Source organism: Salinibacterium sp. UTAS2018, assembly GCF_004118935.1.
Taxonomy (GTDB): Bacteria; Actinomycetota; Actinomycetes; order Actinomycetales; family Microbacteriaceae; genus Rhodoglobus.
In genome coordinates this window covers 396,234-420,111 of the sequence record NZ_CP035375.1, presented here as the reverse complement: position 1 = coordinate 420,111, position 23,878 = coordinate 396,234, and the positions used below count along the sequence as shown (strand labels likewise).

The 23,878-nt window shown below is 60.4% G+C and carries 23 protein-coding genes; 7 read left to right on the top strand and 16 right to left on the bottom strand.

What is annotated here, in order from left to right:
- Positions 1 to 7: 7 nt before the first annotated feature.
- Both mraZ and ESZ53_RS01990 read right to left on the bottom strand, forming a co-directional pair.
- Entirely contained in the window at positions 8 to 439 is a 432-nt protein-coding gene (gene mraZ / locus ESZ53_RS01995; protein WP_129071303.1) for a division/cell wall cluster transcriptional repressor MraZ, read from the bottom strand.
- 243 nt (positions 440 to 682) lie between these two features.
- Positions 683 to 1,066: a DUF3040 domain-containing protein gene (locus ESZ53_RS01990; protein WP_129071302.1), complete on the bottom strand. Its 384-nt coding sequence runs from the start codon at positions 1,064 to 1,066 to the stop codon at positions 683 to 685.
- Between the two features lie 73 nt (positions 1,067 to 1,139).
- Between ESZ53_RS01990 and ESZ53_RS01985 the strand changes: the two genes are divergently transcribed.
- Positions 1,140 to 2,258, top strand: a complete 1,119-nt coding sequence (locus ESZ53_RS01985) for a polyprenyl synthetase family protein (RefSeq protein ID WP_129071301.1) — start codon at positions 1,140 to 1,142, stop codon at positions 2,256 to 2,258.
- A gap of 70 nt (positions 2,259 to 2,328) precedes the next feature.
- Here the strand turns inward: ESZ53_RS01985 and ESZ53_RS01980 are convergent, their stop codons facing one another.
- Entirely contained in the window at positions 2,329 to 2,670 is a 342-nt protein-coding gene (locus tag ESZ53_RS01980; RefSeq protein WP_129071300.1) for an Rv2175c family DNA-binding protein, read from the bottom strand.
- Positions 2,671 to 2,874: 204 nt separating this feature from the next.
- On the opposite strand from ESZ53_RS01980, the gene ESZ53_RS01975 reads away from it, so the two are divergent.
- Together ESZ53_RS01975 and pknB are read left to right on the top strand one after the other, a co-directional pair.
- Positions 2,875 to 4,284, top strand: a complete 1,410-nt coding sequence (locus tag ESZ53_RS01975; RefSeq protein WP_129071299.1) for a LysM peptidoglycan-binding domain-containing protein — start codon at positions 2,875 to 2,877, stop codon at positions 4,282 to 4,284.
- 58 nt (positions 4,285 to 4,342) lie between these two features.
- Positions 4,343 to 6,316 (top strand): Stk1 family PASTA domain-containing Ser/Thr kinase, encoded by a 1,974-nt coding sequence (pknB, locus tag ESZ53_RS01970; protein WP_129071298.1) that lies wholly within the window; start codon positions 4,343 to 4,345, stop codon positions 6,314 to 6,316.
- Between the two features lie 87 nt (positions 6,317 to 6,403).
- On the opposite strand, the gene ESZ53_RS01965 is transcribed toward pknB, so the two are convergent.
- Together ESZ53_RS01965 and ESZ53_RS01960 are read right to left on the bottom strand one after the other, a co-directional pair.
- Positions 6,404 to 7,774: a class II 3-deoxy-7-phosphoheptulonate synthase gene (locus ESZ53_RS01965; RefSeq protein WP_129071297.1), complete on the bottom strand. Its 1,371-nt coding sequence runs from the start codon at positions 7,772 to 7,774 to the stop codon at positions 6,404 to 6,406.
- A gap of 139 nt (positions 7,775 to 7,913) precedes the next feature.
- The gene (locus ESZ53_RS01960) at positions 7,914 to 8,600 is read right to left on the bottom strand and encodes a 1-acyl-sn-glycerol-3-phosphate acyltransferase (RefSeq protein ID WP_100389101.1); all 687 of its coding nucleotides are present in this window, start codon (positions 8,598 to 8,600) and stop codon (positions 7,914 to 7,916) included.
- Between the two features lie 164 nt (positions 8,601 to 8,764).
- On the opposite strand from ESZ53_RS01960, the gene ESZ53_RS01955 reads away from it, so the two are divergent.
- Positions 8,765 to 10,588 carry a long-chain fatty acid--CoA ligase gene (locus ESZ53_RS01955; RefSeq protein ID WP_129071296.1) on the top strand — a complete coding sequence of 608 codons (1,824 nt, stop codon included), beginning with the start codon at positions 8,765 to 8,767 and terminating at the stop codon, positions 10,586 to 10,588.
- 93 nt (positions 10,589 to 10,681) lie between these two features.
- On the opposite strand, the gene ESZ53_RS01950 is transcribed toward ESZ53_RS01955, so the two are convergent.
- From ESZ53_RS01950 to ESZ53_RS01940, 3 genes are all read right to left on the bottom strand, one after another.
- The gene (locus ESZ53_RS01950; protein ID WP_129071295.1) at positions 10,682 to 11,173 is read right to left on the bottom strand and encodes a peptide deformylase; all 492 of its coding nucleotides are present in this window, start codon (positions 11,171 to 11,173) and stop codon (positions 10,682 to 10,684) included.
- Positions 11,174 to 11,177: 4 nt separating this feature from the next.
- Entirely contained in the window at positions 11,178 to 12,500 is a 1,323-nt protein-coding gene (locus tag ESZ53_RS01945; protein ID WP_246837353.1) for a MinD/ParA family protein, read from the bottom strand.
- 107 nt (positions 12,501 to 12,607) lie between these two features.
- The gene (locus ESZ53_RS01940; protein WP_129071293.1) at positions 12,608 to 16,012 is read right to left on the bottom strand and encodes a pyruvate carboxylase; all 3,405 of its coding nucleotides are present in this window, start codon (positions 16,010 to 16,012) and stop codon (positions 12,608 to 12,610) included.
- A 121-nt stretch (positions 16,013 to 16,133) separates the two neighbouring features.
- Here ESZ53_RS01940 and ESZ53_RS01935 point away from each other — a divergent pair, with 121 nt between their 5' ends.
- On the top strand, positions 16,134 to 16,940 hold the full coding sequence (locus ESZ53_RS01935) for a ParA family protein (protein WP_129073456.1): 807 nt from the start codon (positions 16,134 to 16,136) through the stop codon (positions 16,938 to 16,940).
- A gap of 93 nt (positions 16,941 to 17,033) precedes the next feature.
- On the opposite strand, the gene ESZ53_RS01930 is transcribed toward ESZ53_RS01935, so the two are convergent.
- The 4 genes from ESZ53_RS01930 to ESZ53_RS01915 form a co-directional block, all read right to left on the bottom strand.
- Positions 17,034 to 17,582 (bottom strand): MerR family transcriptional regulator, encoded by a 549-nt coding sequence (locus ESZ53_RS01930; RefSeq protein ID WP_129071292.1) that lies wholly within the window; start codon positions 17,580 to 17,582, stop codon positions 17,034 to 17,036.
- 225 nt (positions 17,583 to 17,807) lie between these two features.
- On the bottom strand, positions 17,808 to 18,506 hold the full coding sequence (locus ESZ53_RS01925; RefSeq protein WP_129071291.1) for a MerR family transcriptional regulator: 699 nt from the start codon (positions 18,504 to 18,506) through the stop codon (positions 17,808 to 17,810).
- The gene (locus tag ESZ53_RS01920) at positions 18,506 to 19,015 is read right to left on the bottom strand and encodes an FHA domain-containing protein (protein WP_129071290.1); all 510 of its coding nucleotides are present in this window, start codon (positions 19,013 to 19,015) and stop codon (positions 18,506 to 18,508) included. The genes ESZ53_RS01925 and ESZ53_RS01920 overlap by 1 nt, the downstream gene beginning before the upstream one ends.
- Before the next feature lie 44 nt (positions 19,016 to 19,059).
- The gene (locus ESZ53_RS01915; RefSeq protein ID WP_129071289.1) at positions 19,060 to 19,644 is read right to left on the bottom strand and encodes a CDP-alcohol phosphatidyltransferase family protein; all 585 of its coding nucleotides are present in this window, start codon (positions 19,642 to 19,644) and stop codon (positions 19,060 to 19,062) included.
- A gap of 83 nt (positions 19,645 to 19,727) precedes the next feature.
- On the opposite strand from ESZ53_RS01915, the gene ESZ53_RS01910 reads away from it, so the two are divergent.
- On the top strand, positions 19,728 to 20,171 hold the full coding sequence (locus ESZ53_RS01910) for a HEAT repeat domain-containing protein (protein WP_129073455.1): 444 nt from the start codon (positions 19,728 to 19,730) through the stop codon (positions 20,169 to 20,171).
- A complete protein-coding gene (locus ESZ53_RS01905; RefSeq protein WP_129071288.1) occupies positions 20,171 to 20,569 on the top strand; it encodes an RNA-binding S4 domain-containing protein in 399 nt (132 codons plus the stop codon). The genes ESZ53_RS01910 and ESZ53_RS01905 overlap by 1 nt, the downstream gene beginning before the upstream one ends.
- A gap of 17 nt (positions 20,570 to 20,586) precedes the next feature.
- Here ESZ53_RS01905 and ESZ53_RS01900 read toward each other — a convergent pair whose 3' ends face one another.
- The 4 genes from ESZ53_RS01900 to ESZ53_RS01885 all read right to left on the bottom strand — a co-directional run bounded on the left by ESZ53_RS01900 (position 20,587) and on the right by ESZ53_RS01885 (position 23,853).
- Positions 20,587 to 21,468: a cytochrome c biogenesis CcdA family protein gene (locus ESZ53_RS01900; protein WP_129071287.1), complete on the bottom strand. Its 882-nt coding sequence runs from the start codon at positions 21,466 to 21,468 to the stop codon at positions 20,587 to 20,589.
- A 2-nt stretch (positions 21,469 to 21,470) separates the two neighbouring features.
- Positions 21,471 to 22,232 carry a thioredoxin domain-containing protein gene (locus tag ESZ53_RS01895; RefSeq protein ID WP_129071286.1) on the bottom strand — a complete coding sequence of 254 codons (762 nt, stop codon included), beginning with the start codon at positions 22,230 to 22,232 and terminating at the stop codon, positions 21,471 to 21,473.
- A gap of 158 nt (positions 22,233 to 22,390) precedes the next feature.
- Positions 22,391 to 22,897, bottom strand: coding sequence for an SRPBCC domain-containing protein (locus tag ESZ53_RS01890; protein ID WP_129071285.1), 507 nt, complete (start codon positions 22,895 to 22,897; stop codon positions 22,391 to 22,393).
- A 170-nt stretch (positions 22,898 to 23,067) separates the two neighbouring features.
- Positions 23,068 to 23,853, bottom strand: coding sequence for a thioesterase family protein (locus tag ESZ53_RS01885; RefSeq protein WP_129071284.1), 786 nt, complete (start codon positions 23,851 to 23,853; stop codon positions 23,068 to 23,070).
- Positions 23,854 to 23,878 lie beyond the last annotated feature (25 nt).

Genomic DNA, 23,878 nt, shown 5'->3' with positions numbered 1-23,878 from the left:
CGAAGAGCTAGAAGAGTCCCGGAATCACCTCCTCGGTGGTGTTGACGAAATCGGCCTCGGTGGCCTCGTAGTAGTTGTTCCAGGCTTCGGTGTCCCAGATCTCAGCGCGATTGCCCGCACCGATGACGGTGAGATCCCGCCCCAGTCCGGCGTACTCGCGTAGCCCGGCCGGAATCGTTACTCGGTGTTGCTTGTCTGGGGTTTCTTGGTTGGCTCCAGAAAGAAAGAGACGCAAGAAGTCACGACCTTGCTTGCTCGTGACCGGTGCCTTGCGAATCGCCTCATGCATCACTTCGAACTCGCGCTGGCTGAAGACGTACAGGCACCGCTCCTGGCCGCGAGTGACCACGACACCGGAGGCGAGTTCTTCACGAAACTTCGCCGGCAGGATGATGCGGCCCTTGTCGTCGAGCTTGGGAGCGTAGGTGCCTAGAAACACGGCGCCTCCCCTCAATCTCCGGCCCGGATTCTGGTTGCCTCCACTTTACTCCACTTTCAACCACATATCTAAGGTTTTCAGCGTATCAGCGTCAAAGTTATCCACATATGCCAGTAAGTTAGCGGAATATTGGGGTGGAGGAAAATGGAGCAAAATTCCAAGAAATGGAGAGTCCTCCCCTGTTGAGGGCACAAAAAAGGACCAGCCCGAAGGCTGGTCCTTGAAAGTGGAGTGGGTGGGAGGTTAGCCGCGGCCGTCCTGGCGGCGATCCCAGCGCTCGTTGAGGGTATCCATGAAGGATGCCCCGCGTTTGGTCGAGTTGCTTGAGGATGCGGGTGCAGCGTCTGCGTCGAGGTCGGCATCACTCGAGCGTGACGGTGATACGAAGAGCAGCACGCCAACGAACATGACAATGAAGCCCAATACGCCCACGAGAGGCTGCTGAATGATGACGCCCGTGAGGAGCGCGATGATTCCAGCGACCGCAACAAGGACGCCGATAACCATCATTCGATAGTTAGGCTTACCTTTGCGAGGGTTAACTGCGCTGACAAAATCGGCATCGTTTTGATAGAGACTGCGCTCCATCTCATCGAGGGCCCGCTGCTCTTGCTCTGAAAGCGGCATTCCGTTCCCCTCTCTCTGGGATTTACGGCTAGGTCTCTATAGTACGCCCCCATTCACTAGGTAGGCTAGACGAGTGCCTGAGAGTAACCAGTTAGTTGACCTTGTCCAGCTGAAAATCGATGAGTTCCTGAGCGAGAAGCACAGCGAACTTGAAGCGATCGCCCCCGAGCTGACAGCCCTTACCGATGTGGGGAGCGCCCTCCTCGCCGGCGGCAAGCGCTTTCGGGCGCTCTTCTGCTACTGGGGCTGGCAGTCAGTCGCGGGACTGACCTCACCCGAAGATCCGTTCGCTGACGACAGCGCGAGCCACGATCTCACCGGCGTTCTGCTCTCGGCTTCCGCACTTGAGTTGTTTCATGCCGCAGCGCTGGTGCACGACGACATCATGGACCGCTCGGATACTCGCCGCGGAGCACCCTCGGCCCACCGACGCTTCGAGACGATGCACGTACAGGGCGGCTGGAGCGGCAGCGCTGAGGCCTACGGCGAAGCATCGGCCTTGCTGCTCGGCGACCTCTTGCTGGGCTGGAGCGATGAACTACTTGGTCGCGGGCTCGGCACCCTCCCTCGACCTTCCGCCATCGCGGCCCGCAAAGAGTTCATGACCATGCGAACTGAGGTCATGGCAGGTCAGTTTCTCGACATCCACGATGAGAGCGCCTGGGCGAGCTACCCCGAATCAGAAGCACTCGACCGAGCCCAACGCGTACTCGTTTACAAATCTGCAAAGTACAGCGTCGAAGCCCCCCTCGTGCTCGGGGCTAGCTTGGGCGCCGGCAGTGACGAGCAACTCGCATCGCTACGAGCCTTTGGGCTGCCGCTCGGCGTCGCATTCCAGTTGCGGGATGACGTTCTCGGAGTGTTCGGTGACCCTGAAGTTACGGGAAAGCCCGCCGGCGATGACCTTCGTGAGGGAAAGCGCACCGCGATTATCGCGATTGCGCGCCAAAACCTCTCGCGAAGCGCCAACGCGATCCTCGACGAGCTTCTCGGAGATCCCGACCTCAGCGACGAACAGGTCGGCATGCTCCGCTCGACCTTGCACGAATCCGGCGCGATCGTTCAAGTCGAAAAAGTCATCACTCGCAATTTGGAACGAGCCTGCGAAGCGATCGAGAGCGCGAACTTAGCGCCGACAGCGCGGGCGCAGCTTCTCGAACTGGCAAAAGCGGCGACCACGCGCACCTTTTAGCGCGTCGCGCTGAAGGCGCATCGGCCTCGCTCTCGAGAACTAGAGGACGCTAAGGAAGGAGTTGTGCGCTCTAGAAGCCGAGCGCTTGAGCGACGCGACGCACTTCCGCCTTGCGTCCAGCTCGAAGGGCTTCGACCGGGGATACTCCTAAGCTCGGCTCGCTTGAGAGCAACCAAGTCATCGACTCGTCTGACGAGAAGCCCGCGTCGGACAACACGACGACTGTTCCCCTTAGTTCGCGAAGGGGAGCTCCATCGACGATGAATACGTCGGGAACTTGCCAGACTCCATCGATCTTGCTGGCGAGTAGTGCGCCCTCTTCGATAAGGCGGCGCACTTGGCTCACCTTGAGACCGAGAAGCTCGGTGAGGTCAGGAACAGTAAGCCAGTGGGTGGAGGGTGATTCATTCACACGTTAAGACTGCCACGACATCAGCGTAAAACCTGACAGTTCGCACGGCTTCCGCAGAATATTCACTAGTGAACTCGAATAACACCAGTCACATCAGTCACTCCTGCCACATTGATTGACACAAGACTGCTTCTGTGACAACTTGGGAGCGGTGATTTTCACAATCACAGAGACCTACTCGGGGCCGGGAGCAGGAAGAATTACATGACACATTTCATTACTGACGACATCGACAACAGTGCGTCGAACGTTTTTGCGGGGCTCGCTCCCGCACCATCGAAGCACAGCGACGATCGTGCTCGACGACTGACAAAGCAGCGTGCGCGTCTCCACCGCAGCGTGATGAACACGGTACCCGTGCTTCTCGTCGGCTCACTCGCTGCCGTGACATTCAATCTCACCGGTCCGGTCGAACCCGTCAATGCGAAGACCCCCAACGATCCGCGCTTGTCGACTGAACGTGCAAATAAGCCGAGCGCCGCCCTTGCCGCGCCACGCGTCAGCGAAGCGCCTGCGACCGAAATTCAGCCCGCACCCGCCAGCTACCGTGTCGCAGAAGGCGACACGGTGAGCGACATCGCCTCGAAATACGGGCTCTCGACCGCATCCGTTCTCGCCCTGAATGGGCTCAGCTGGTCGTCGATGATTTTTCCGGGCCAAGAACTGAAGCTCTCCAAAGACACGGCGGAGACGCTGCCCAGCGTCAACCAGGTTAAGACGACCAACGGCGAGTACACCATCGTGGCTGGCGACACGATAAGCGGGATCGCTCACAAGTTCGGTGTTTCTACGATTTCGGTCATGTCGGCAAATGGGCTTGGGTGGTCGAGCATTATCTACCCCGGCCAGACGATGATCATTCCCGGCAACCTCAGCTCGCCTCTGCAAGAGACCGAAGCGTACGACTTCACTGCCGACGAACTCGACGCCGCTGAAGACCATCACGATGTTTCTCCTGATGAGATTTCCACAGGTGAAGCCGATGCCAGCAGCTCTGACGAGTCGGCACCGCGACCCACGCCAGGCACTCCCTACGTCGTGGTGTCCGGCGATACGATCTCAGCGATCGCCTCGATCGCCGACATTTCGGCTGCAGCATTGCTGGAAGCTAATGGCATCGCTGACTCGGGGATGATCTTCATCGGCGACACTTTGACGATCCCTGCTCCGAGTTCGAGCGTCGCCAGCACCGGGGATACTGTCACGTACCTCGACTCTGAGATGCAAGCAAACGCTGACGTCATCATTCAGGTGGGCCGCGAGCTCGGTGTGTCGGACTACGGCATCATCATTGCCCTCGCTACCGCAATGCAGGAGTCGAGTCTTCGAAACCTTGACTGGGGCGATCGCGACTCCGTCGGTCTCTTTCAGCAGCGCCCGAGTGCAGGATGGGGAACAGTGGCCGAGCTCACGGCGCCGGACCACGCTGCACGTCTCTTTTACGGGGGTCCAAGCAATCCCAACTCAGGAACTACTCGCGGATTGTTGGAAATCTCCGGCTGGCAGAACATGACGGTCACGCGCGCCGCACAGGCCGTACAGATCTCCGGACACCCGGATGCGTACGCAAAGTGGGAGAAATCAGCCCGCTTCTGGCTCGAACAGCTCGACTAACCTGCAGAACAGCCGTGTCTAGCGGTGCTGGGGAAGCTCAGAACTTTAGACTCTCAGAGTGAATGCGAACTCTACTGATCCGATGATCGGCCGTCTGCTCGACGGCCGCTATCAGATTCGTTCGCGGATTGCGCGTGGGGGCATGGCTACGGTCTACCTCGCCACCGACGAGCGCCTCCAGCGCAAGGTCGCGATCAAGGTGATGCACGGCCACCTTGCTGACGACAGCAAGTTCAAGGAACGTTTCGTTCAAGAAGCACGATCCTCTGCGCGTCTTGCACATCCGAACGTCGTCAACGTTTTCGACCAGGGCCAAGACAGCGACATGGCGTATCTCGTCATGGAGTACCTGCCTGGCATTACGCTGCGTGACCTTCTTGAAGAACACCGCATTCTCACTACCGAGCAAACACTCGACATCATGGAGGCTGTGCTCGCAGGCCTCGCCGCGGCGCACAAAGCGGGCATCGTCCATCGCGACCTCAAGCCAGAGAACGTGCTGCTTGCCGACGATGGCCGCATTAAGATCGGCGACTTCGGCCTCGCACGCGCGGCCAGCGCCAACACGGCAACCGGCGCAGCACTACTCGGCACGATCGCCTATCTCTCCCCCGAGCTCGTCACCCGCGGACTCGCCGATACCCGCAGCGACATCTATGCCATCGGCATCATGATGTATGAAATGCTCGTCGGTGAACAGCCCTTCAAGGGCGAACAGCCCATGCAGATCGCCTATCAGCACGCCAACGAGGTCGTGCCCAGCCCTAGCGCTGCCAACCACCTCGTGCCGGCCGAACTCGACGACCTCGTGCTCTGGGCAACTTCTCGCGAACCGGATGATCGTCCCAAAGACGCTCGCGTGCTGCTCGATCAGCTGTATCAAACGCACAGCTCGCTCATGACAGCACTACCACCGACGGCATCGACCGCCGTGCAGCGCACCATGGTGCTGCCCAGCGCCCCTGCCAGCGAACCTCAGAACTCGACGGCTGACACTCAAGTTTTCGGTGCCGAGCTGCAGCAAGTCGCGGCCCCCGCGCCCACTCAGGTTTCAGAAAACACCACGACACTTTCTACTCGAGCCACGAAGCGAAAGAAACGTGGCTGGTGGCTGGTCGCATTGATCGTGCTTCTCGTGGGTGGCGCTGCCGGTGCGGGGTGGTATTTCGGCGCCGGACCGGGATCGCAAGTGACAATTCCCGACAGCATTCAGAATTCCACCCCCGCCGAGGCTCGGGTCATACTCGAAGACCTCGGCCTTGAGGTCAGTGACGAACTGGGCGAAGCCTATGACGCGGTGATCGCCGTCGATCTCGTGGCCAATAGCGATCCTGCAGTGGGAGCCATCGTCGCGAACGGTTCACCCGTGCAACTTCTCATTTCTCAGGGGCCGCGCCCCCTCCCTGTGCCGAATTTCGCAGACATGACGGAGGACGAGGCTCGCACCGCGATCAGCGAAGCACCGTTCACCTTCGTCGAGCCGGTCGTGAGACAGTTCGATAGCGAGATCGAAGCCGGCTTCATCATCGATGTTCTCGACGCCGACGGAGCCTCCATCCTGGGTGCAGAAAACTATGGTGAGCTTCAAGAGGTGTCGCTGATCGTGTCGGCGGGTTCGCTGCCCGATGTGGCGTGCTCGAGCGTTGACAATGCCACGCAGACGCTCGCTGACCTCCAGCTCAACGTTGAACTGGGTATCGAAGTCTTCAGCGACTGCGATGAAGGCACTGTCGTCTCGATCGATTCCGAGAAGAACGACGAGGGCGAACCGCGCATTGTTCGCGAAGGAGATACCGTCACGCTGATCACTTCTCGCGGCCCCGAACCAGTTCAGGTCCCCGACGTAAGTGACGAATGGATCGCCGCAGCGAAAGCCGAACTCGAATCGCTCGATTTCGTAGTGACGGTGATCACCGATATCCCTCAGGGATTCTGGAATTCAAGTTTCGCACCGGTCTCTGGCACAGACCCCGGCGCCGGCGAATCTCTCAAGAGAGGCTCGGAAGTGACCCTCTACGGTCCGCAGCTATAGGTCGCGTTTTCCAAGCGTCTTAACAACCTAAAAGCCCGCCCAGCGGTGCGCCTTACGGCGCTCGACAGGGCGGGCTTTTCGTTAGTGCTAGAAGGCGCGAAGCTCCTCAGCCACCAAGAACGCGAGTTCGAGAGACTGCATGTGGTTGAGTCGCGGGTCGCAGAGCGACTCGTAGCGAGTCGCGAGCGTTGCTTCGTCGATCTGCTCGGAGCCACCGAGGCACTCAGTGACGTCGTCACCGGTGAGCTCGATGTGGATGCCGCCGGGGTACGTTCCCGCAGCGCGGTGCGCCTCGAAGAATCCCTTGACCTCATCGACGACGTCATCGAAACGACGAGTCTTGTAGCCGGTGGGCGTAGTGAGGCCGTTGCCGTGCATCGGGTCAGTGACCCAGAGAGGCGTGGCATCCATGCTCTTGATGGCCTCGAGCAGGGGCGGAAGCGCGTCGCGCACCTTGCCAGCACCCATGCGGGTGATGAAGGTGAGTCGGCCGGGCTCGCGCTCAGGGTCCAGCTTGTCGATGAGCTGCTTCATGGTCTCGGGGGTCGTAGTTGGACCGAGCTTGACGCCGATCGGGTTACGCAGTCGCGAGAAGTAATCGATGTGAGCGCCGTCGAGGTCGCGGGTGCGCTCCCCGATCCACAAGAAGTGAGCACTCGTGTTGTACGGGGTGCCGGTGCGTGAGTCGATGCGCGTCATGGGGCGCTCGTAGTCCATGAGCAAGCCTTCGTGGCTGGCGTAGAACTCGGTTCGCTTGAGCTCGTCGAAGTCAGCGCCTGCGGCCTCCATGAAGCGCACCGCCTTATCGATTTCTTTAGCGAGGCTCTCGTACTGGTGGTTCGCCGGGTTAGCCGCGAATCCCTTGTTCCAGGAGTGCACCTGGCGCAAATCAGCAAAACCACCCTGCGTGAACGCCCGAATGAGGTTCAGCGTCGAAGCTGCCGTGTGGTAGCCCTCGACGAGACGAGCGGGGTCTGCGGTGCGCGACTCCGGAGTGAAGTCAAAGCCGTTGACGATGTCGCCGCGGTAGGCGGGCAACGTAACATCGCCGCGCGTCTCGGAGTCGCTCGAACGCGGCTTGGCGAACTGGCCGGCCATGCGCCCCATTTTAACGATGGGCTTCGACGCGCCATAAGTGAGCACGACAGCCATCTGCAAGATGGTCTTGACGCGGTCGCTGATCTGCTGCGCCGTAGCGCCGGCAAACGTTTCGGCGCAGTCACCACCCTGCAGCAAGAAGGCGTCACCCTGAGCGGCGCGCGCGAGCCTCGTGCGGAGGCGATCTACTTCGCCCGCAAAGACGAGAGGCGGCAGCGAGGCAATCTTGCTGGATGCTTCGCCAACGGCGTCGGCATCCGGCCATTGCGGCTGCTGCTTGATGGGGAGAGTGCGCCAGTTGTCTAGGCCGGCAATCACGGCGGGATCAGCGAGCACGACTGGTTCTGACGGGTCGACCACGAGGAGTTTCCTTCATACATTTACTACGAGAATGGCTGGGCTTGTGACCCTCTTAGAGCCTACGGCACCGCGGAGCGCTGAGCGTCACCGTTACATGTGCGTGAGGACGGTGTCGCACGTCGCCCTAACGGCGGAGGAGTTAGCGACGAGCTGCGCTGCGGTCCTTGACCGAGGTGGCATAAACGTCCACATACTCTTGCCCGCTGATGCGGTTGAGTTCATACATGATTTCGTCGGTAATCGAGCGAAGGATAAACCGATCGCCCTCCATGCCTTCGAAACGGCTGAAGTCGAGCGGTTCACCGAAAACAATGCCGATACGACCCATGCGAGGAATCTTGGTACCGATGGGCATGACCTTCTCGGTGTCGATCATCGCTACCGGAACAACCGGGACGTGACCCTCAAGAATCATGCGGGCAACGCCGGTGCGACCGCGATACATTTTGCCGTCTGGGCTGCGGGTGCCCTCGGGGTAGATGCCGAGAACCTCTCCGCGAGCGAGAACAGCAAGCCCGGTATTGAGTGACGCCTCGGATGCCTTGCCGCCGGAACGGTCAATCGGCAGCATGCCGGTGCCATTGAAAAACGCGCGCGACAGGAAGCCTTTAATGCCCTTGCCGGTGAAATAGTCGCTCTTGGCCAAGAAGAAAATACGGCGGTCCATTACGAGCGGTAAGAAGACTGAGTCGATGAAAGACAAGTGGTTGCTGGCCAAGATGACTCCGCCTTTACGCGGAATATTCTCCAAACCGGATACCCACGGACGGAAGACGGTCTTCAAGATGGGACCGGCAACCAGATTCTTCATAAACCAATAGAACATGGCACCTCTCTTTCGTCGTCGCGGGATTACCCACTCTACCGCCCGGTGGTCAGGTACCCCACAAAAGGGTGCAATTGTTCTCTCGCACCAATGCGCGCGTGTTTTGTGGCGGATGATCTCGATAGAGTGGACGAGACCACCTAACCGGTGCCAAAGGAGTTGCCGTGAAACAGTTTGATGTACCAGCCCTCGTTAAGGCTGACCCGGAAGCAAACGCTACCGATCTCTTGATAGATCGCGTTGCGGCTACACCCAATAACGCGTTGTTCTCGCTCCCCACCGCTAACGGTGGCTGGAGCGATGTGACGTCAACAGAGTTTCTTACCCAAGTTAAAGCTCTTGCGAAGGGCTTGGTTGCCGCAGGCATCGAGCCCGGCGACAAAATCGGTCTTATGTGCAAGACCCGTTACGAGTGGACTCTGATTGACTTCGCAACCTGGTTTGCGGGAGCAGTGCTCGTACCAATCTACGAAACAAGTTCGCCAAGCCAGATCCTCTGGAATATCACGGATTCTGGCGCTACGGCGATGATCACCGAAACGCCGGATCACTTCGCTCGCTTCGATGAAATTCGCGCCGACGTTCCTGCGATCGCCAACGTCTGGCAGATCGATCTCGGTGACCTCGACAAGCTCGCAAAGTCAGGTTCAGCCGTAACCGACGAAGAAATTGAACGTCGCCGTAACCTCGCCAAGGGATCTGACCTCGCGACCCTGATCTACACCTCGGGAACGACCGGCAAGCCCAAGGGCTGCGTCATCACGCACTCGAACTTCGTTGAGTTGTGCCGCAACTCTCAGAAAGCGATTCCGGAGGTTGTGAACCCCGACTCGAGCACGCTGCTGTTCATCACGACAGCGCACATCTTCGCCCGCTTTATCTCAATCCTGTGCGTCCATGGTGGCGTGAAGGTCGGACACCAGCCTGACACCAAGCTCTTGCTGCCGTCGATGGCCTCGTTCAAGCCGACGTTCCTCTTGGCCGTGCCGCGTGTTTTCGAGAAGGTGTACAACTCCTCGGAGCAAAAGGCTGAAGCCGGCGGCAAAGGCAAGATCTTCCGCAAGGCCGCTGAGGTCGCGATTGCTCACTCCAAGGCCATGGATGCCGGCCACGTGCCGCTGGGCCTCAAGATTCAGTTCGCCGTCTTCGACCGCCTCGTGCTGTCGAAGATTCGCGCTGCCCTCGGCGGACGCGTCAAGTACGCCGTCTCAGGCTCTGCACCGCTCGGCCTTCGCCTCGGACACTTCTACCGCAGTCTCGGTCTCACGATTCTTGAGGGCTACGGCCTCACCGAGACGACTGCTCCGATCTCGGTCAACAAGCCCTCGAACTTCAAGATCGGAAAGGTCGGCCCGCCGCTTCCCGGAGTATCCGTTCGCATCGCAGACGACGGAGAAATTCAAGCCAAGGGCGTGTGCGTCTTCGACGGCTACTGGAACAACCAGGCTGCCACCGACGAGGTGTTTGAAGACGGTTGGTTCAAGACCGGCGACATCGGACAGATCGACGAAGAGGGCTACCTCGAGATCACCGGTCGCAAGAAGGAGATCATCGTGACCGCCGGAGGCAAGAACGTCGCTCCGGCTGCCCTTGAGGACCCGATTCGCGCGAACCCGATCATCGGACAAGTCGTCGTCGTCGGGGAGCAGCGCCCGTTTATCTCGGCGCTGGTGACTCTCGATGAAGAGATGCTTCCGACCTGGCTCGGCAACAACGGCCTCGACGCTACGTGGACCGTGGAGCAGGCAGCAGCGCACCCCGCGGTGCTCGCCGAAGTGCAAAAGGCGATCGACGTCGGAAACTCTCGAGTCTCCCGCGCCGAATCGATTCGCAAGTTCCACATCCTGGATGCTGACCTGACTGAGGCAAGCGGTCACTTGACCCCGAAACTCAGCATCAAGAGGAACGTCATCCTGGTGGACTTTGCCGACGTGATCGACGGGCTCTACTCGAACTCGCCGGCCACGGAGGGAATCTCTCTCAAGTAGCTGTCACAGCAGAAAACCCCCGTCACGCACGCGTGACGGGGGTTTTCTCGTGCGTAGGCGCGGTCCGCGTGGAATCCACGACCTCAAGACCTGCTAGTACCAGGACGCCTTACGGATCTCGCGCATCGCTTCACGCTTCGTCTCAGCCTCAAGGCCCTCGATATAGAGGTGACCGTCGAGGTGATCTGTCTCGTGCTGAAGCGCCTGAGCCATGAGGCCATCGCCGCTGAGCTCGACAGGCTCCCCCGCTAGGTTCACGCCAGTGACCCGCGCAAACGGGTACCGACGGCGCAGAAAGTAGAAACCGGGCACCGAGAGGCACCCCTCGTCTACCAACTCCGGCTCCCCCGACACTTCGGCGAGCACAGGGTTGATGATGTAGCCGATGTCTCCATCGATGTTGTAGCTAAACGCCCGCAGACCGACGCCGATCTGGTTCGCGGCTAGCCCCGCTCGCCCGGGAAGCTTCACCGTTTCGATGAGGTCATCAACGAGTGCAGTGGCACGCGGGTCACCGATCACAATCGGATCGCATGCCGAACGAAGGACGGGGTCGCCGAAAAGACGGATCTCACGAACAGCCATAACGTCAGTTGACCCGAACCGCGGGAAGGCCATCCATGACTACTGCCGCAAGCTCAGTGGCTGCCGCTTTGGTCAGCTTGTTGAGATCGCGGTAGTGAACGACAGACCCGGTCGCCAAGCTGGGGTCGTAGGGAACACGCACGATTTCACGAACGCGCGACTTGAAGTGCGCCTCGATCTCCTCGAGCTTGACCAAGTTAGTGCCCTGTGTGGCGGTGTTAATAGCAACGACGGCGTTCTTGACGAGATCTTCATGACCATTCGACTCAAGCCAAGTGAGCGTTTCAGAGGCCAGTCGAGCTTCGTCGACGCTGCCGCCCGAAACGATCACGATCGAGTCTGCACGCTGCAGAGTCGCTCGCATGACCGAGTGCACAATGCCGGTACCGCAGTCCGTAATCGCAACCGAGTAGAAACGCTCAGCCATATCGGCAACAACGTTGTAGTCATCTTCATCGAAGGCTTCGGATACGTGAGGGTCGGTGTCGGAGGCCAGCACATCGAGGCGAGTCTCGTCACGAGAAACGACAGTCTGGAACTCGCTGAACGTGTGCAGCGATTCGGCACGCATAACGACGTCGCGCACCGTGGCGCGCGTCTGCTTGTCGATGCGCTCTGCCAGCGTGCCGCGGTCGGGGTTGGCGTCGATCGCGATGATGCGGTCTTCGCGAGTGTCGGCCAGTGCCATACCGAGCAGTGCGGTGATCGTGGTCTTGCCCACGCCGCCCTTGCGAGTGAGCACCGGCACGAATCGGGTACCGCCGACGAAAGTTTTAGTGACGCGAGCTTCGAGCGCCTTGCGCTCCCGCACGCGGTAGGAATCCCCCAGATTGACCAGGTGGAAGGTTGCCGCGTAGACGAGTTCTTGGAAGAACCCCTCCGGCGCTGCCAGACGAGTTTTTCGCCCCGGATTGATCAATCGCTCGGCAGTCAGCATTGTGGCCGTCTCTGGCGTTGTGCGTACCTCGGTGCGTTGACGCCCTCGACGCGTCGACGGACGGTCTGCCGGGGGAAGCTCCGGAATCACAGCGGCTTCGGGCACCGACTCCGGCGGAATGGTCACCACAGACTCCGGCGCGAATGCGACGGTAGTCGTTGCCATCGCTGCAGGGTCGACGTGATGGGCCGTAACGGCGACATCATCGATTGCTACAGCGGCCTCGTGCGCCGGTGTTTCGCGAACGGCAACCGGCAGTGACAGCGTGAAGGTCACGCTTTCAGAGCTCGGAGCCTGCTCAACAGTCGAGTCTTTCGTGTCGTGATCGGTCGACGAATCTTGTTCGTCGACGGACGACTGCACATCAGAGTCATTGCGCTTTGTAGTCACGTGTCGATCCCCTTCAGAAAGCAAACACACCATTCTACCGCGTTAACGAGCGAGACGTGACCGTCGTTTGCACAACGGTCACGCCCTCACCCTACAAACTTTACGAACTAGCTGGGCTCGATTTCCACAAGCAGATCTCCCGCATCCACCTGTTGCGTCGTGGGAATGGCCAAACGCTTGACCGTTCCGGCGACAGAAGTGGTGATCGCGGCTTCCATCTTCATGGCCTCGATCGAGGCAACGGCCTGGCCAGCTTCAACCTTCGCGCCCTCCTCGACCTGCAACGTGACGACTCCAGAGAAGGGTGCGGCCACGTGGCCGGGCTTCGACGCATCGGCCTTCTCCGTAGCAGTCGAGTCGACTTGGATGCTCTGATCCCGGATGAATACGGGACGCAGCTGCCCGTTGAGGGTCGCCATCACCGTACGAATACCCTTGTCGTCGGCCTCACCGATCGCTTCAAGACCGACGAAGAGTTGAACACCCTTCTCGATCTCCACCACGTGCTCTTGACCGTGCTGGATGCCGTACAGGTAATCAGTGCTGTCGAGCTGGGAAAGATCGCCATAGGTTTCGCGCGCCGTCTCAAAGATCTGAGTCGGGCCAGCGAACAGCAACCGGTTGAGGGCCGAGCGGCGTTCCTGCGGTTCACCATCGAGCGCCGCTTGATCCTCAGCGCTGATCTCTTCGACACCAATCTTGACGTTGCGCCCCTTGAGCACCTTCGTACGGAAGGGCTCGGGCCACCCACCAGGAAGCTCCCCCAACTCCCCCGCCATGAAACCGATAACGGAATCCGGGATGTCGTACTTGTCGGGATTTTCCTCGAAATCAGCCGGGTCGGCGTTGGCAGCAGCCAGAGCCAACGCCAAGTCGCCAACGACCTTAGATGACGGCGTCACCTTAGGCGGACGCCCCAGCATCTTGTTGGCCGCAGCGTAGAGGTCTTCAATCGTTTCGAACTGATCGGCGAGACCGAGCGCAATCGCCTGCTGACGCAGGTTGGAGAGCTGACCACCAGGAATCTCGTGGTGGTAGACGCGCCCTGTCGGGCCGGGAAGTCCCGACTCGAATGGCGCGTAGGTGTGACGCACGGCCTCCCAGTAGGGCTCGAGATCCGAAACAGCATCGAGCGAGATTCCGGTGTCGCGCTCGGTGTGCGCGAGCGCGGCGACCAAGGCCGACATGGACGGCTGGCTGGTCGTTCCTGCCATCGGAGCGCTAGCGACATCCACTGCATCCGCCCCGGCGCGTGCTGCAGCCAAGAGCGTGGCCAGCTGGCCACCAGCGGTGTCGTGAGTGTGCACGTGGACCGGAGCGTCGAATCGTTCCCGCAACGCCGTGACGAGCTTCTCAGCGGCTTCTGCACGCAACAGGCCGGCCATGTCCTTGATCGCGAGCACGTGAGCGCCGCTCTCCATGATCTGTTCGGCAAGCTTGAGGTAGTAGTCAAGCGTGTAAAGATCTTCATTCGGATCAAGAAGATCGCCCGTGTAGCAGAGGGCCACCTCAGCGACAGCGGTACCCGTGTTGAGAACCGCGTCGATCGCAGGACGCATCTGCGAAACATCGTTGAGCGCATCGAAGATACGGAAGATATCTACCCCGGTGTCGGCTGCTTCGCGCACGAAGGCATCCGTCACTTCGGTGGGGTACGGGGTATAGCCAACCGTATTGCGGCCACGCAGCAGCATCTGGATCGCGACGTTCGGCAGAGCCTCACGCATCGATGCCAAGCGCTCCCACGGGTCTTCGGCCAAGAAGCGCAGTGCAACGTCGTAGGTCGCACCACCCCACGCCTCGACCGACAGGAGTTCAGGTGTCAGGCGCGCAACGTGCGGCATCACTGCGACCAAGTCGCGAGTACGCACGCGAGTCGCCAAGAGCGACTGGTGAGCATCGCGGAAAGTGGTTTCAGTGACAGCCAACGACTTTTGCTCGCGCAGTGCGGAAGCGAAACCGACCGGCCCAAGCTCAAGCAAGCGCTGACGCGAACCGGCAGGAGCGTCGACCATGAGGTCAACCTCGGGCAGCTTCAACTGGGGCTTGATGATTCCCGCGCCATCGCCGTTGGGCTGGTTGACGGTCACATCAGCGAGCCACGTGAGGATCTTGGTTCCACGGTCCTTCGAGCGGTGCGAGTTGACGAGCCACGGACGCTCATCGATGAACGCCGTGCTGACGTCGCCCGCGATGAACTCAGGGTCGTCAAGAACGCCCTGCAAGAACGGGATGTTTGTGGTGACACCGCGAAGACGGAACTCCGCGAGCCCACGACGAGCGCGGCGCACCGCCGACGCAAAGTCGCGACCACGGCAGGTCATCTTGACGAGCATGGAGTCGAAATGCGGCGAGATCTGCGAACCTGCAGAAACGGTTCCACCATCCAAACGGATGCCGGCACCACCCGGCGAACGGTACGTGGTGATCTTGCCGGTGTCGGGCCGGAACCCACTGGCGGGGTCTTCTGTCGTGATGCGGCATTGCAGAGCGGCCCCGCGCAGCTGAAGCTCATCTTGACGGAGCCCGAGCTCTTCGAGCGACTCACCATACGCAATGCGCATCTGGGACTGAACGAGGTCGACATCGGTCACTTCTTCGGTAACCGTGTGCTCGACCTGGATGCGCGGGTTCATCTCGATGAACACGTGCTCACCCTTGCGCTCCCCCGCAGTGTCGAGCAGGAACTCGACGGTTCCCGCGTTCACGTAGTCGATGGACTTGGCGAAGGCGATCGCATCGCGGTACATCGCCTGGCGGGTGTTCTCGTCGAGGTTGGGCGCCGGAGCGATCTCGACAACCTTCTGGTGACGACGTTGAACCGAGCAGTCGCGCTCGAACAGGTGGATCGTTCCGCCGTGCGAGTCAGCGAGAATCTGTACCTCGATGTGACGCGGGCGAACGACCGCCTGCTCGATGAACATCGTGGGGTCACCGAAAGCGCTATCTGCCTCGCGCATGGCCTCTTCAAGAGCGCTGCGCAGGTCTTCTCTCTTGTCGACGCGGCGCATGCCGCGACCACCACCACCGGCGACCGCCTTAGCAAACACCGGGAAGCCGATTTCGTCGGCACCAGCGATGAGCGCTTCAAGGTCAGTGCTGGCCGGAGTTGATTTGAGCACGGGAACTCCCGCCGCAATGGCGTGTTCCTTTGCCGTGACCTTGTTGCCTGCCATCTCCAGCACCTTGGTGGGTGGGCCGATGAAGGTGATTCCCGCGTCCGCTGCAGCGCGAGCGAGGTCAGGGTTCTCCGAGAGGAAGCCGTAGCCGGGGTAGATCGCGTCTGCGCCCGACTCCCTCGCAACTCGGATGATCTCCGAAACATCGAGGTAGGCCCGAACAGGATGACCCTCCTCACCGATCTGATACGCCTCATCGGCCTTCAGCCGATGAACCGAATTACGGTCCTCATACGGAAAAACAGCAACGGTTCTTGCGCCGAGCTCGACAGCCGCGCGCATAGCGCGGATGGCAATTTCACCTCGGTTAGCAACGAGAATCTTCTTGAACATTCGGTCCTTCCTGACAAAAACCAAGCCTAGAGTGATTGAACTCTGGCAGTTTCCTCAAGGGTGCGCAAAAGTTGGCGGAGTTTTAGGTTTCTTAACTGTAGTGAAGGTATCGTCGTTACTCGTGCACGTACTTAGCGTTAGCTCCCTCAAGGGGGGCGTAGGAAAGACGACCGTTACGCTTGGGCTCGCTTCGGCGGCCTTCGCTCGCGGTCTTCGAACTCTCGTCGTCGACCTTGACCCCCAGTCCGATGTCTCGACCGGTATGGACATTGATGTCACCGGTCACCTCAATGTGGCTGACGTCCTTGCCTCGCCCAAGGAGAAAATCGTGCGCGCCGCGATCGCTCCCAGTGGCTGGACCAAAGGCCGCCCCGGCAAAATAGATGTACTCATCGGCTCCCCGTCGGCGATCAACTTCGACGGGCCGCACCCCAGCATTCGCGACATCTGGAAGCTTGAAGAAGCCCTCGCCAACGTTGAAGCGGATTACGACCTTGTACTGATCGACTGCGCGCCGTCGCTCAACGCCCTCACGCGAACCGCGTGGGCTGCCAGCGATCGCGTCTCGATCGTTACGGAACCCGGACTATTTTCAGTGGCCGCCGCCGACCGCGCCCTCCGCGCGATCGAAGAAATTCGCCGCGGCCTCTCCCCTCGTTTGCAGCCGCTCGGGATCATCGTGAACCGTTTACGGTCGCAATCGCTCGAACACCAGTTTCGAATCAAGGAACTTCGCGACATGTTTGGCCCGCTCGTGCTTTCCCCGCAGCTTCCGGAGCGTACGTCGCTTCAGCAAGCTCAGGGCGCTGCGAAGCCCCTGCATGTGTGGCCGGGCGAGAGCGCTCAGGAAATGGCGCGATACTTCGATCAGATTCTCGACCGCGTCATGCGCGCCGCGCGCATGGGCGAGTACAACAACGGCCAGTAGCTCGGCTCTGTGCACAAAAGACCAGCACTTCGGTGCTGGTCTTTTTTTGCGTCCTGACAGCTACGCAGATTTGCGCAGCGAGAAAAGCGTCGCTTAGGACGCGCGGGATGAACGACGTTTAGCCAGCTCATCCATCGGGTCTTCGCCCTTGATCGTATCGAGGTCGATCAGGCTGGTTTCCACTTCGCGCAGAACCTTGCCAACAGCAATGCCAAACACGCCCTGGCCGCGGCTTACGAGGTCGATAACTTCGTCGTTCGACGTGCAGAGGTAGACCCCGGCTCCGTCGCTCATGAGCGTGGTCTGAGCAAGATCATGGATGCCCGACTCACGGAGCTGATTGACTGCGATGCGGATTTGCTGAAGGGAGATACCCGTGTCAAGCAGTCGCTTGACCAACTTGAGCACGAGGATGTCGCGGAAGCCATACAGTCGCTGTGAGCCTGATCCGGCAGCGCCACGAACCGTGGGCTCTACCAGTTGGGTGCGAGCCCAGTAGTCGAGTTGACGGTAGCTAATGCCCGCAGCGCGAGCAGCTACAGCGCCGCGGTACCCCGACGTGTCGTCGAGGTTGGGCATTCCGTCGGTGAAGAGAAGGCCAAGGTCGTAGCGTGATTCTTCGCTACGGTTCACTTCACTCATGGCTTGGCCCCTTTAGTTCTGATTGATCAGCACGAAAACAACGAACCTTCATGTTGAAGTTGACGCTTAGTGTTTCGTGTTACCCCACGGTAGTCACGCCCGCGGCCCCGATCAACGACATTCGCAAAAACTCGGCGGCGTGTCGGAATCAGCCGGGTGAAACTGGGCCAACCTCACGGAACCGTCTTTGGCTGGCGCCAAAAAACGATCAACAGATCGACCGTACTACGAATCGAGTCTGCTGAGGGCGGATCGAATAAGACTGCTGCGAACGATCTCTAGCTGCCCGGCAATTTCGCGGGCCATCTCAGCCGCACGGGCGCGACTTGACGCATCTTTACGACGCGCGACCGGCATCAATGCGCTCTCGATAAGGCCTAGCTCGCGTTCTGCGGCTGCGCGGAACCCGCGAAGGTGTCGTGGCTCGATACCGCTGCGCTGGAGCTCTACAAGCGACTTGAGCACGGCAAGAGAATCTTCACCGAATACATCGGACGCCACGATGAGCGACGACGAAATCGCGTCCCCCAACAGCATCGGGCTCGCGCCGGCCTCGCGAATTAACTCGTCGCGGGTGAGCTTGCGCTCCGCCGAGAGCATGGAAGCCGCCGCAACCGCGCCACCAGGAAGCTCGGGCGTGCGCCCCGCATCCATCTCTTCCAAATAGCCACGAATGACTTTGAGGGGAAGATAGTGGTCGCGCTGCATCGTGAGCACAAAGCGCAGGCGCTCCATGTCTGCGGACGAAAACTTGCGATAGCCCGACGCTGTTCGCGCTGGAGCAACGAGCTTTCGTTCCTCGAGGAAACGCAACTTCGACGGGGTCAAGTCAGGAAACTCAGGACTGAGCTTGGCAAGAACTTGGCCAATACTTAGCAGAGCGGGACCCGGAGTGGACCGCGCTTGGCGTGCGACGCTAGCCACTAATTACTCGCCGCCGGCGCGAGATCGCGCCGCGACGCGTAAAACGTGAGCTTGTACTTGCCGATCTGAACTTCAGCACGGTCGCGAAGGACAGCGGTAGTCGCGATGCGGTCGCCGCCGAGGTAGGTGCCGTTGAGCGAACCCAAGTCTTTAACATCGAAAGACATACCGTTACGCAAGAACTCGACATGACGACGCGACACCGTGACGTCATCGAGAAAAATATCTGCCTCAGGATGACGGCCCACCGTAGTGAGGTCGGCATCCAAAAGGAAACGCGCACCCACATTGGGGCCGCGGCGAACGATCAGCAAAGCTGACCCCGAAGGCAGCGCGGCGATCGCAGACTGCTCGTCGGCCGACACATCAGCAGCCATCGCTGCGACCTGCGCCGCAAACTCGTGACTATACGTAGCTGTGGTGTCGATGCGCTCGACAATAGGCTGCGCGGACGTCTCGTTTGCCGACTGTACGTCGGCGCCGTGACCACTATTCATTGACTCAACCATCGCAAACCTCCCTGACTAACCAGCGTATCGGATCGGAGCACTCCTCAGACCCTCGGAAGACGAGAAATTCGGACCGATTGTGCAACGTAAATGAAACCTGCCCACCAATATAAGAATGCGCCCCAGAGCGCGAAAGCCCACCCGAGGGGTTCCGTGACCCCGGCAATCGCAGGAAATGCCTGCCCGAGCATCAGTATCGGCAGTGAGTAGAAGAGCGCCGCAGTGGCGACTTTGCCCAAATGGTGGACCGGAAGCGGGCCAAACCCGTAGTTGGCAGAAACGATGCCCAAGATCGCCAACATGACGTCACGCGCCACAATCACGACGACCAACCACCACGGGATCACCTCGCGAGCGGCGAGACCGATCAGCGCCGCAAAAATGAAGAGGCGATCCGCCGCCGGATCGAGCAGCTGCCCCAATCGCGTCATTTGGTTAAAACGCCGGGCGATGAAGCCATCGAGGTAGTCGCTGAGGCTGGAAAAAACCAGCACAATCAGCGCTAAAGCGTCCTGGGCAGAAATGATGAGATAGAGGAACACGGGAACGAGCCCGAGCCTGATGAAGCTCAAGATATTGGGCACAGTCCACACACGATCGCTGATCTCGGGTGAACTGCTCTTGGCCACGGGTCAAGTCTAGCGAGCATCCGCATCCAAAATGCCGAGAGCACAGCGTGGTCTCGCAGCAGCGCACGAGTATCCTCGACACCATGTCATGCATCCGGTTCAATACTCCCGCCCAACGGGCACAGATGCGAGCGATGGCGCCTTCGATGCTCAGCGCCGAAGAGGCTGCTGTGCTCCACCCCGCGCCTGAGGTCACCGACAGTAAAATTGCACGCCTGCGGCTACTCGCCGCTGACCCCAACCCCAAGATTCGCGAAAGCGCCGCGAGCAGCCACCACACCCCCGTTGACGTGTTCGAGAAGCTCGCCCGCGACAGCGACGCCGGAGTGCGAGCGTGCGTTGCCCGCAACGAACACGCCCCGTGCGATGTGCTTCGGATGCTCGTCGATGACCCTTCCGAGGTTGTGCGCGGCTTTCTCGCGATCAACTTTTTCGTGCCCGACGATGCAATGAATACTCTCGCGGCGGACACTAACGCCACCGTGCAGCGCCTCGTTCAGTGGAAAACTGAACTCGCGACGGTCTAATGGCTGCGGGTACCGTTCGCGTCGACAGCTGGCTGTGGGCGGTGCGCGTCTACAAAACTCGCTCGCAAGCGACCGCTGCTTGTCGGGCTGGTCACGTGAAAATCGGCGGTTCGAGTGTTAAAGCTGCTCAGCCCGTGCGCATCGGAGATCAGGTGCGCGTTCGCATAGCCGGCTTCGACCGCATGCTTGTCGTCAAGCAGACGATCGTTAAGCGCGTCTCGGCCGTCACCGCTGCCGAAAGCTACATCGACGAGACTCCCCCGCCGCCCTCTCGCGAAGAGCGCGCCTTCGCTCCACTCCGCGATCGCGGCGCCGGGCGGCCGACTAAGCGAGAGCGTCGCGAAATCGACAAGCTGCGCGGCAGAGACGGCGCCGACGAATGGATGCCCGAGCTCTAGTTACGCTCGGGCTCGCGTCATTCGCCGAGCGGGCCTGATTCGACGTGAACTTCTTCGTCGAGCGCCTGCGCGTGCAGAGCCGCGCGCCGGGAGACGAGCCAGACCGCTGCGGCAGCAGCGGCGGCGACTGCGACCGCCACGCCCAGAAAGAGCGCGTTATTGATGCTCGATCCGGTCGTTGCCGCCCACGACTCTGCGCGGTACTGGAAGGTGATTGGGATTACCCCGCCGAGCGAGGCAGTGCCATCGCTCACGAGCAGAAGGATGCCAATTGCAATGGTCAGCGCGCCGGACACGATCATCGTCCACGAGTTCGACCATCCACGGATCGTGAGCGTTCGAGGTCGTAGCCAGCGACGCCCTCGCACGCCGAGCCGCTTCCAGACAGCCGCAAGAACGAGCAGCGGAACCGTCAGCCCGAGAGCATAGAGGGTGAGCATGATGGCGCCGTAGACCGCGTTTCCGCTGAGGGCCGCGACCGCGAGTACAGACCCGAGGATCGGCCCCGCACAGACGCCAGCGACGGCGTAGACCATGCCGAGCGCGAAGACGGAAACGGCAGAGGTGCGGTCAGTTGCAGCATCCGCTCTCTCGGTTCGGGTCAGACCGGGAACTGGAATAGCAAAGAGTTGCACCGCGCCTGCAGCGATGACGATTACAGCGGCGCCCACAATCAGCGCGCCGCGGTTCTCGTTCACGAGCGAACCCAGCGTTGCCGAAAAGACTCCGAGCGGAATGAGCGTCGTCACGAGCCCGGCAAAGAAGAGCGCCGTGCGAGCGAACAATGCCGAAGCGGAGCCGAAGGCGTACGCGAAGAACGCCGGCAAGAGCATCACGGAACACGGGCTCAGTAGAGCGAAAAGGCCACCAATAAACGCCCCGGCGTATCCGATATCCACTGTTACTGGTCTGCCAGTCTTAGCTGCTCGTCGATGACATCCCGGAACACCTGCAGCGGCTGCGCGCCCGCGATGGCAACATCATTGATCACAATGGACGGCACGCTCGTCACACCGATCTGTTGAGCCTCTTGCGCATTGAGCTGCACACGTTCATAGAGCTCAGGGCTCACCAGATCAGCTTCGAACTTTGCCATATCAGGCACTCCGATCTCGCGGGCGTAGTCGAGAATCTTGTCGCTATCGATCTCGAGGTGCCCGGTCTCTGGCGCCGAGGCGTACACCGCCTCGTTATATTCCCAAAAGAATCCCTGCTCCCCTGCCGCGTGGGCAGCAACTGCCGCCATCACCGAGGTCTCGCCGAAAATCGGATTATCGCGCCATTCAATGCGAAGTTGCCCGGACTCGACGTATTCAGCGACCAGTTCAGGGAGGGTTTCTCGAGACAGAACACCACAGAACGGGCAGCGATAGTCCGCATATTCAATGAGAACGACGGGAGCATCGGTCGCTCCGAGCGCTGTGGGATCATCGGCAACCCGTCGCGCGAGCTCGAGAGCAGGCTGCGCATCATCGCCATTCGAGACAGATGGAAGAGCCTGAGGCGATGACGAGTCGGAGTTCGTTTGCGCGCCAGCGACGAAGGCAACCGCGAGCAGCCCGAGCACCACGATTCCACCCAGAAGCAAAGGAAGCTGGCGACGCGGCTTAGCTTTACGGCCTTGCGGCGGGCGCTTCGATGACGACGGGCGAGGTGTGTTCATGCTGACGATCTCCTTGGGACACTCAACTGCCCACATTCGCGACTCCACGAGAGTCACCATCCACCCTACCTATTCGGATGGATCACTACCGCTCGCCCTTTCGAACCCCAGTCACCGCACGCGAACGGCTGCTCATTGAGGCTTCGACGCGGCGCCCGTCAGTTCTCTTTGCTCTCGCTGGTTGTGGTGCTCAGAATGCCCTCGATCTGGCCCACAGCGAGGCGCATTCCCTCTTCCATGCCCATCTCGATCATTTCCTCCAATTGCTCAAGTGACTGGAATTGCGAAAAGATCGTGAGTCGGGTGCCGGAGTCGGTCGGCTCGAAAGTCAGCCGCGCCGTCGTGACGCCGAGGTCTCCCGAGGGCTCGCCCTGGTCATCCGCGAAGCCATCTTCAATAAGGACTTGCGTCGGAGCCGCGATGGAAATGAACTTCCACCAGCCGTGAAGGCGCTCACCATCCGGACCCTGCATGTAATAGTGAGCCCGGCCGTCTGGTTCGAAGTCAAAGCGTACAAAGGTAGCGGGCCACTCGGGCGGCCCCCACCAGCGCTCCAGCTGACGCGGGTCGCTCACCAGTTGCCACGCACGTTCGGCTGACGCGGTGAACTCCGCCGTCGTGGTCATCGAGAGCGCAACTGAGTCGGTGTGGGTCGATATGTTCATTGGGGTCTCCTATCGCGGTGGGTCGTGGCCGCTACTCCTCGTCGAGCAGGGCTTTCATTCGCAGCACTCGCTGCGTCCAGACGTTCTCTAAACGAGCGAGCAACTCTTGCGCGCGCTGAATGGTGGGGAGATTTCCGCGCACGAGCCAATCGCGACCGGCGTTGTGGCGCCTACAGCTTGCGCAGCGTGAGGATCTGTTCCGCTCGCCCGAATGGCCCCTGAATATCGTGGAGCACGGTCGACGTCAGGCCGACGCCATCGGTGCCGAAACTCACCGCATTCTCGAGGCCGAGCCACTCGCCGGCGGGAAGACGGTACAAGTGGATCTGCAGGTCGACATTGGGAAAGGCATAACCACCCTCCCCCGGCTTGACCCGCGTGGCGATTCCATTGCTTGTATCCACGAGCCCCATGAGCCTCACGAAGTCTGAGACGGGTTCAGAAGCGAGCAGCGGAAGCGGAGTGCGCAGCCAGACCCTTCCGCGACCGGCCTCATGCTCGGGAAGCGCCCGGGCCTCAATCGAGCGGATGTAGCCCCCGGGCCACTGTGCCAAATCGACAGGAGCGCTCGCCTGCTCGGGGCCGCGCATCCGATCATCAACAATTGCCGCGACTTCGGCAGTATCTGACGTGTGCAATCGCCAGGCCGTAGCGCGCACGGCAACACGGCCGCCGGCGCTTAACGCTGCCTGCACAAGTTCGATGGTGCGCCCCGGCCTGAGCATCGACACGTTGATGTCGAACTCCCCATCAGGGATCAGTCCCAAAATTTCGTAACTGATGCGCGCGATGCGCAGCCCTGGGCGCGCCTCGAAGCCTTCCAGAGCATGCGCCAAGATTCCGGCGACGGGAGCCATGTGTTGTTCGTGGGGATTCCACGCGCCCTGCGCGTGAAGCGTCGATTCGAAACGGGTATCGCTATGGCGGAGGTAGTACGACGGAGCGGTTGAGGTCACCGCCCCAGCCTAATCAGCAGAACTA

What these genes read in the sequence shown, in the direction of transcription:
- ESZ53_RS01990 (WP_129071302.1), bottom strand. Translation starts at nt 1,066, where the DNA reads ATGCCGCTTTCAGAGCAAGAGCAGCGGGCCCTCGATGAGATGGAGCGC.
- ESZ53_RS01975 (WP_129071299.1), top strand. Translation starts at nt 2,875, where the DNA reads ATGACACATTTCATTACTGACGACATCGACAACAGTGCGTCGAACGTT.
- ESZ53_RS01960 (WP_100389101.1), bottom strand. Translation starts at nt 8,600, where the DNA reads ATGTTCTATTGGTTTATGAAGAATCTGGTTGCCGGTCCCATCTTGAAG.
- ESZ53_RS01950 (WP_129071295.1), bottom strand. Translation starts at nt 11,173, where the DNA reads ATGGCTGTTCGTGAGATCCGTCTTTTCGGCGACCCCGTCCTTCGTTCG.
- ESZ53_RS01940 (WP_129071293.1), bottom strand. Translation starts at nt 16,012, where the DNA reads ATGTTCAAGAAGATTCTCGTTGCTAACCGAGGTGAAATTGCCATCCGC.
- ESZ53_RS01930 (WP_129071292.1), bottom strand. Translation starts at nt 17,582, where the DNA reads ATGAGTGAAGTGAACCGTAGCGAAGAATCACGCTACGACCTTGGCCTT.
- ESZ53_RS01920 (WP_129071290.1), bottom strand. Translation starts at nt 19,015, where the DNA reads ATGGTTGAGTCAATGAATAGTGGTCACGGCGCCGACGTACAGTCGGCA.
- ESZ53_RS01910 (WP_129073455.1), top strand. Translation starts at nt 19,728, where the DNA reads ATGTCATGCATCCGGTTCAATACTCCCGCCCAACGGGCACAGATGCGA.
- ESZ53_RS01905 (WP_129071288.1), top strand. Translation starts at nt 20,171, where the DNA reads ATGGCTGCGGGTACCGTTCGCGTCGACAGCTGGCTGTGGGCGGTGCGC.
- ESZ53_RS01895 (WP_129071286.1), bottom strand. Translation starts at nt 22,232, where the DNA reads ATGAACACACCTCGCCCGTCGTCATCGAAGCGCCCGCCGCAAGGCCGT.
- ESZ53_RS01890 (WP_129071285.1), bottom strand. Translation starts at nt 22,897, where the DNA reads ATGAACATATCGACCCACACCGACTCAGTTGCGCTCTCGATGACCACG.